The sequence below is a fragment of the Streptomyces sp. MBT53 genome (assembly GCF_016654115.1).
GTDB lineage: Bacteria > Actinomycetota > Actinomycetes > Streptomycetales > Streptomycetaceae > Streptomyces.
Genome location: NZ_JAEQAZ010000349.1, coordinates 1 through 6,422, shown reverse-complemented (window position 1 = coordinate 6,422; position 6,422 = coordinate 1). Strand labels below are relative to the sequence as shown.

Sequence of the window (6,422 nt, the reverse complement as noted above, 5' to 3'; positions counted from 1 at the left end):
GGTCACGGGTGGAACCACGGTCACGGGCGGCGGGGGCAGGTTCACCGGCGGTCCCGAGGGCGGCGGCATGGTGACGGCCGGTGCCGCCTGCTGCGGTTCGTCCACCGTGATGCCGAAGTCGGTCGCCAGGCCTTCGAGCCCGCTGCCGTAGCCCTGGCCGACGGCCCGGAACTTCCAGGCGCCCTGGCGGCGGTAGAACTCGCCCAGCACGAAGGCGGTCTCGACCGTCGCGCCCGTGCTGTCGAAGCGGGCGGCCACAGTGTTCTGTGCGGCGTCCCGGACCTCGATGTACAGATCGGGGACCTGGCCGAACGTTCCGCCGTCGGCGGAGGCGGCGAGGACGATCCGGTCGACGGCGGGCTCCACGCGCGCGAGGTCGACGAGCAGGGTGTCGGTCATCCGCCCGCCGGCGTTGTTCTTGCCCTCGTGGCGGACCGCGCCGGAGGAGTGCGTCGGCTGGTTGTAGAAGACGAAGTCGGCGTCGGTGCGGACCTTCCCGTCGACCAGGAGCAGGGCCGAGGCGTCCGCGTCGGGGACTCCGGGGCTGGGCCGCCACCCCAATTCGACGCGCAGTGCCGTCGCCGGCACCGGAACATTCGATCCTTTCGGCATTGACATGTCTGCCCCCATCACGTGTCGCCGTGCCAGGACACGCCCCGGCAGCCCATTGGGTGTCTACTCGCACACAACCTATTCCCCGGGGCCGCGAACGCCCATGAGGAGCGCGGCAACACCCGTGGCCAACCGCTGGTAACCCGCCGGGAACTCGGGCTTTACACGATCCGAACACCGATTGATGCCCTTTTTTGACAAGTTCGCTCGCATTGGGGATCCCATGCCACTGCCGACACGGAAAACAACCCTCTAATCGGTCTCCCCAACCACCACATCGTGGGCTTAACTTATGTGCCATGACCTCCCCCCGCTCCACTTATGGCGGCGGCTACTACTCCGCCTCCTTCCCGGACACTCCGATCTACGACTCCCTCGTGGCCGAGCGGGGGACCCCGCAGATCGCCCCGATCCGGGTTCCCGCCGCGTACGACATGCCGGGGAGCAACCTGCCCGCGCTGCCGTCGGCGCTGCCCGCCCTCCCGGCGGGTCCCTCGCAGACCCCCTACGGCTATCCGCAGGCGCAGCAGCCCTCACCGCTGCAGCAGGCGCCCGCCGCCTACATCCCGCAGCAGGCCCCGCCGCGCGGTTACGGCCAGCAGCAACAGCAGCCGCGTCCGATGGCGGCTCCGGCCGGCTACGAGGCGATGCGTCCGGCGGCTCCCCGCCCGGCCCCCGCCCCGTACCAGCAGGATCCGTACAGCAACAACCAGCAGTACCGCGGTTACTGATCCGCACCCTGCGCTGTCGGTGCCGCCCGGCACGATGGAGTGATGGGGAATGCGGAGCCGCGGTCGATCCACGTTCATCCGGTCAAGGCGCTCCGGGGCTTCTCTCCCCGGGAGGCTCAGACGGAGCCTCGGGGGCCGGCCGGTGACCGACGCCGGGCGCTGATCGACGACGGGGGAAAGGTCGTCACGCAACGCAACGCGAGCACCCGCGTCTCGCACTGACCGCCGCCGGGCTTCGGCCCGGCGGCGTTCGTCTGTCCGCACCCCGCCTCGCCGGTCCGGATTCTCGCCCTGGCGAAGATCCACCGCTGGAGGCACGGGGCGGGAACCCTCCCCGTGGGCCCGGTCGTTGAGATCCCGTGAGAAGTTCATGAGAGGCCCGGGGAGAGGTGATTTCGCTCTCTCTTCGACGCTCGTCTCGCGTGAACGGCTCTCCCAGGAGTTATCACGGAGCGGGAAGGGGGTGCGGGACGGTGGGAGCAATCAGGGGTCTGTGGCGCTGGCGGCGCAATCCGCTGCGTCGCGCGACCGATCTGGTCGAGGCCTGGCTGGCCCTCGTGGTCCTGCTGCTGGTCCTGGTCGCCGCGCCCTTGATCGGTTCGCTCGTCGGTGCCGTCGCGCAGGACACCCTGCAGCGGTCGGTGCGCGAGCAGCGCGCGGACCGGCACGCCGTGACGGCCACGGTGGTCAAGAAACTCAAGGGGGCCGAGATCGACCCCGACCCCGACTCGGCCACCGCGCGGGACGTCCGCACCCGGGTCCTCGCCGACTGGACCGCGCCGGACGGCACCGCACAGCACGGCGCGGTGATGGCGAGCCTCAACACCCCGCACACGGGCGACCACTTCAAGGTCTGGACGGACCAGCACGGCCGCATAGTGACCCGCCCGCTGGACTCGGCCACGGCGACGACCCACGCCGTGCTCGCCGGGTTCGGTGCGGCGCTGCTGACCGCAGGACTCGTCGACAGCGGCCGACGGTTCGTGCTCTGGCGCATGGTCCGCCGCAGGTACGCTCGTTGGGACCGGGCATGGGAGCGGGCGGGCCCGGACTGGGGCCGGACCGGCACCGGCAGCTGACAGCCTTCCGGCTCTGGTCAACCCACCGCCCGCACGCACGCTACGGTGGACCGGCGAAGGCTTCGGCATCAACCCGCGTATCACGAGGTGGGGGCACAGCAGCGCCATGGCACAGGGCACGGTCCAGGTGACGCACACCGGTACATCGCGGTGGCGGCGCCGCACAGGTGAGTACGCGTCGCTCGCCGCCGCCCTGGAGGCCGCGGCCGAGGGCGACGTACTGACCGTCGCTCCCGGCACCTACCGGGAGAACCTCGTCGTGCAGCGGTCGGTGACCCTGCGCGGCCCCGAGGGTTCGCCCGGCTCGGTGCGCATCGCGCCCCTGGACGGCGTGCCGTTGACCGTACGCGCCTCGGCGATCGTCCAGGACCTCCATGTCGAGGGCCAGGACTCGGCCGCGCCCGCCCTCCTTGTCGAGGACGGGGCACCGGAGTTGACGGATCTGCGGATCGTCACGCGTTCCGCGTCCGGCATCGAGGTGCGCGGCGGTGCCCGCCCCACCGTGCGGCGCTGCACGGTCGACAACCCGGCCGGCATCGGGATCGCCGTACTCGACGGCGGTGGCGGGGTGTTCGAGGAGTGCGAGGTCGTCTCGGCCGGCCAGGCGGGCGTCGCGGTCCGCGCCGGCGGCCACCCGCGCCTGGAGCGCTGCCGCATCCACCACGCCTCGGGGGTGGGTCTGTCCGCCACGGGCGAGAACTCCTCGCTGGAGGCGGTGGGTTGCGAGGTCTACGAGACACGCGGCAGCGGCGTCCAGATCACCGCCCGCGCCACCGCGCACCTCACGGACTGCGATGTGCACCGTACGGCCGCGGACGGCGTCACGCTCGACACGGACGCGGTGCTGACGCTCGCGGACTGCCGTATCCACGACATCCCGGAGAACGCTGTCGACCTGCGCTCCCGCTCGGTCCTGACGCTGACGCGGACGACGGTGCGTCAGTTCGGGCGCAACGGACTGTCGGTGTGGGACCCGGGCACGCGCGTCGACGCGAACCAGTGCGAGATCTTCGACAGCACGGGCGACTATCCGGCGGTGTGGGTCAGCGACGGCGCGACGGTGGTCCTCGACTCCTGCCGGGTGCACGACGTACCGGACGCACTGTTCGTGCTCGACCGCGGCTCCCGCGCGGACGTCGTCGACAGTGACATCTCCCAGGTGCGCAACACGGCCGTGTCGGTGAGCGACGGCGCGACCGCGCAGCTCGACGACTGCCGGATCCGGGACGCGGCCACGGGCGCCTGGTTCCGCGACCACGGCAGCGGCGGCACCCTCAACAACTGCACGGTGGACGCCACCCAGACCGGTGTGATCGTCACCAAGGGCGCCGACCCCACCATCGAGCGCTGCACGGTCGACTCCCCCGCCGAGGCCGGTTTCTACGTCTCCGCGGGCGGCCGGGGCACCTTCCAGGGCTGCCGCGTGACGGGCAGCGGTGGCTACGGCTTCCACGTCATAGACGGTTGTCGTACGACGCTCAAGAAGTGCCGTACGGAGCGGTGCGCGCGCGGCGGTTACGAGTTCGCGGACGCCGGACCGGACGCGGGGCCCGGCACCGGACCCGTCGTCGAGGACTGCACCAGCGACGAGAGCGGCCTCAAGCAGCCCACCGCCCACGAGACGGCCGTGGAGACGGCGAGCCAGGCGACCAGTGTGCTGGGCGCGATCCCCGGCCAGCGCACCGCCGAGCAGGCACCCCCGGTCACCGCGCCCGAGCCGGACAAGGAGTCCCGCACCTCCAAGGCGGTCCTCGGTGAACTCGACGGACTGGTCGGCCTGGACAGCGTCAAGCGCGAGGTGCGTTCCCTCATCGACATGATCGAGGTGGGCCGCCGCCGCCAGCAGGCCGGCCTCAAGGCGGCCTCCGTCAAACGGCACCTGGTCTTCACCGGCTCCCCCGGCACCGGCAAGACGACAGTCGCACGGCTCTACGGCGAGATCCTCGCCTCGCTCGGTGTCCTGGAGAAGGGGCATCTGGTCGAGGTGTCCCGGGTCGACCTGGTCGGCGAGCACATCGGCTCGACGGCGATCCGCACCCAGGAGGCCTTCGACAAGGCGCGCGGCGGGGTGCTGTTCATCGACGAGGCGTACGCGCTCTCCCCGGAGGACTCGGGCCGCGACTTCGGTAAAGAGGCCATCGACACGCTCGTGAAGCTGATGGAGGACCACCGGGACGCGGTCGTGGTGATCGTCGCGGGCTACACGGCCGAGATGGAGCGGTTCCTGTCCGTCAACCCCGGTGTGGCGTCCCGTTTCTCACGGACCATCACCTTCAGCGACTACAACGCCGAGGAACTGCTGAGGATCGTCGAGCAGCAGGCCGAGGAGCACGAGTACCGGCTCGCGGAAGGTGCGTCCGAGGGGCTGACGAAGTACTTCACCGCGATCCCCAAGGGTGCGGCGTTCGGCAACGGCCGTACCGCGCGGCAGACCTTCGAGGCGATGGTGGAGCGGCACGCGAGCCGGGTCGCCCAGGTCGAGGAACCGAGCACGGACGACCTGACCCTCCTCTACGCGGACGACCTGCCCGAGCTGCCCTGAGGCGGCACCTCGGGCCGCAGCCGGGCCAGCAGCCGCTCCCGCTCCACGGCGAACGCCGGGTCGGCCTGGTAGTCGGAGTGGCCCAGGATCGGGGCGGGCAGCGGGTGTTGGGCGGTACGGCCGTACTCCAGCGGGTCCTTGAGGGGACCGTGGTCCACCTCGGGGCCGCAGTCGCCGGTCAGGCGGACCGGGCCGCCGATGGGGTCGGTGAGCCGGTACAGATTGCGCCAGCAGTCGACCTCGTGGTGCAGGCGGCTGAGCGCGGCCGGTCCGAAGTGGGCGGGGAACCAGCGGCCGTAGAGACGCTCCAGGGGTGAGCCGTAGGTCAGGAGGGCGACTCGTTTGCGCTGGGCCGGTTTGAGCTGCCAGGCCGCGGCTGCGGCGAGGACGCTGCCCTGGGAGTGGCCTGAGATGACGAGCCGGCCGCCGGTGGCGCGGGTCCAGGTGGCGATGCGCCAGGTCAGGTCGGGGACCGCGCGCTCGGCGTAGCAGGGCGGGGCGAAGGGGTGGGCGGCGCGCGGCCAGAAGGTACCGACGTCCCAGAGGATGCCGATGGTGCGCCGCGCGGAAGGGTCCTTGTAGGCGCGCCTGCCCCAGGTGACGAAGAGAATGAAGCCGAGCCCGATCAGCCAGGAGCCGAGTCCCTGTGCGGTCTGGGCGGCACCGTGCACGAGAGCCTGTCCCTCCTCTCCGGCCCGTTCCGGTGTCTTGTCGGTGGTGAAGGCGCCGACGAGCGCTCCCGCGCCCAGGAGGAGGGTCGCGGTGGAGGTGACGGCGACGAGGAGAGGGCCGCGGTCGGTGAGGGTGGCCATCGCGCGTGTGCTCGCGATGCGGGCGGTGCGGGCCTGGTCCCTGCGCTCGCCCGGGTAGTCGCCCGCCACCGCGCCCAGTTCGGCGCGGCGCAGCCGCCAGGTGCGGTGGCCGAGTCCGGCGGAGAGCACGAGGACCACGAGGAGCAGCGGCGGGATCACCGAGGCCTGCCAGGTGAGCAGCACGGGCGGGCCCGCGATGGACATTCCGGTGCCGTCCAGCCAGTCGGAGACCCGCTGGGACACCCCGCCGGACATCACGCCGCCCAGCGCGCAGGCGAGCATCGCGATGGCCGGGCCGCCCAGGCCGCGCATCGCGGCGCGCGGGTCGGGGTGGGTTCGGTGCAGTAAATGGGCGACGACCGCGAGGGCGATCACCAGCAGGCCCTGTACCAGGGCGATCCCGCCGAAGGCTGCGTCTCCGGGAAGCCGCCCGGAGGACTCCCATCCGGGGCGCGGCCAGGCGGCGTACAGCAGGGCGAGGACGAGCAGCAGGAGCGCGCCGAGCGGCAGCCAGCGTACGAGACGGCGGTCGAGTGCCTGGTCGAGGCGGTTCTCGCTGCGGCCCCGGCGGCACACTACGTAGACCACGACGAACGCGAGGCCCGCGAGCGCGGTCTCCAGGAGCCCGCCGATGGAGGCGAGGACG

Annotated in this window: 4 protein-coding genes and 2 pseudogenes; 4 read left to right on the top strand and 2 right to left on the bottom strand. The window is 71.8% G+C overall.

What is annotated here, in order from left to right; genetic code table 11:
- On the bottom strand, positions 1 to 630 hold a 630-nt coding region (locus JHN45_RS50535), incomplete at its 3' end, for a TerD family protein (protein ID WP_236585003.1).
- Between the two features lie 281 nt (positions 631 to 911).
- Between JHN45_RS50535 and JHN45_RS50530 the strand changes: the two genes are divergently transcribed.
- The 4 genes and pseudogenes from JHN45_RS50530 to JHN45_RS50515 all read left to right on the top strand — a co-directional run bounded on the left by JHN45_RS50530 (position 912) and on the right by JHN45_RS50515 (position 4,964).
- Entirely contained in the window at positions 912 to 1,343 is a 432-nt protein-coding gene (locus JHN45_RS50530; protein ID WP_019075119.1) for a DUF6643 family protein, read from the top strand.
- A gap of 42 nt (positions 1,344 to 1,385) precedes the next feature.
- Positions 1,386 to 1,654, top strand: a pseudogene (locus JHN45_RS50525) (MOSC N-terminal beta barrel domain-containing protein); the annotation flags it as partial.
- Positions 1,655 to 1,816: 162 nt separating this feature from the next.
- A complete protein-coding gene (locus JHN45_RS50520) occupies positions 1,817 to 2,422 on the top strand; it encodes a hypothetical protein (RefSeq protein ID WP_200717240.1) in 606 nt (201 codons plus the stop codon).
- A gap of 106 nt (positions 2,423 to 2,528) precedes the next feature.
- A complete protein-coding gene (locus JHN45_RS50515; protein ID WP_201056204.1) occupies positions 2,529 to 4,964 on the top strand; it encodes a right-handed parallel beta-helix repeat-containing protein in 2,436 nt (811 codons plus the stop codon).
- Here the strand turns inward: JHN45_RS50515 and JHN45_RS50510 are convergent.
- Positions 4,934 to 6,422: pseudogene (locus tag JHN45_RS50510) on the bottom strand (lipase family protein); the annotation flags it as partial. The gene JHN45_RS50515 and the pseudogene JHN45_RS50510 sit on opposite strands and share 31 nt — an antisense overlap.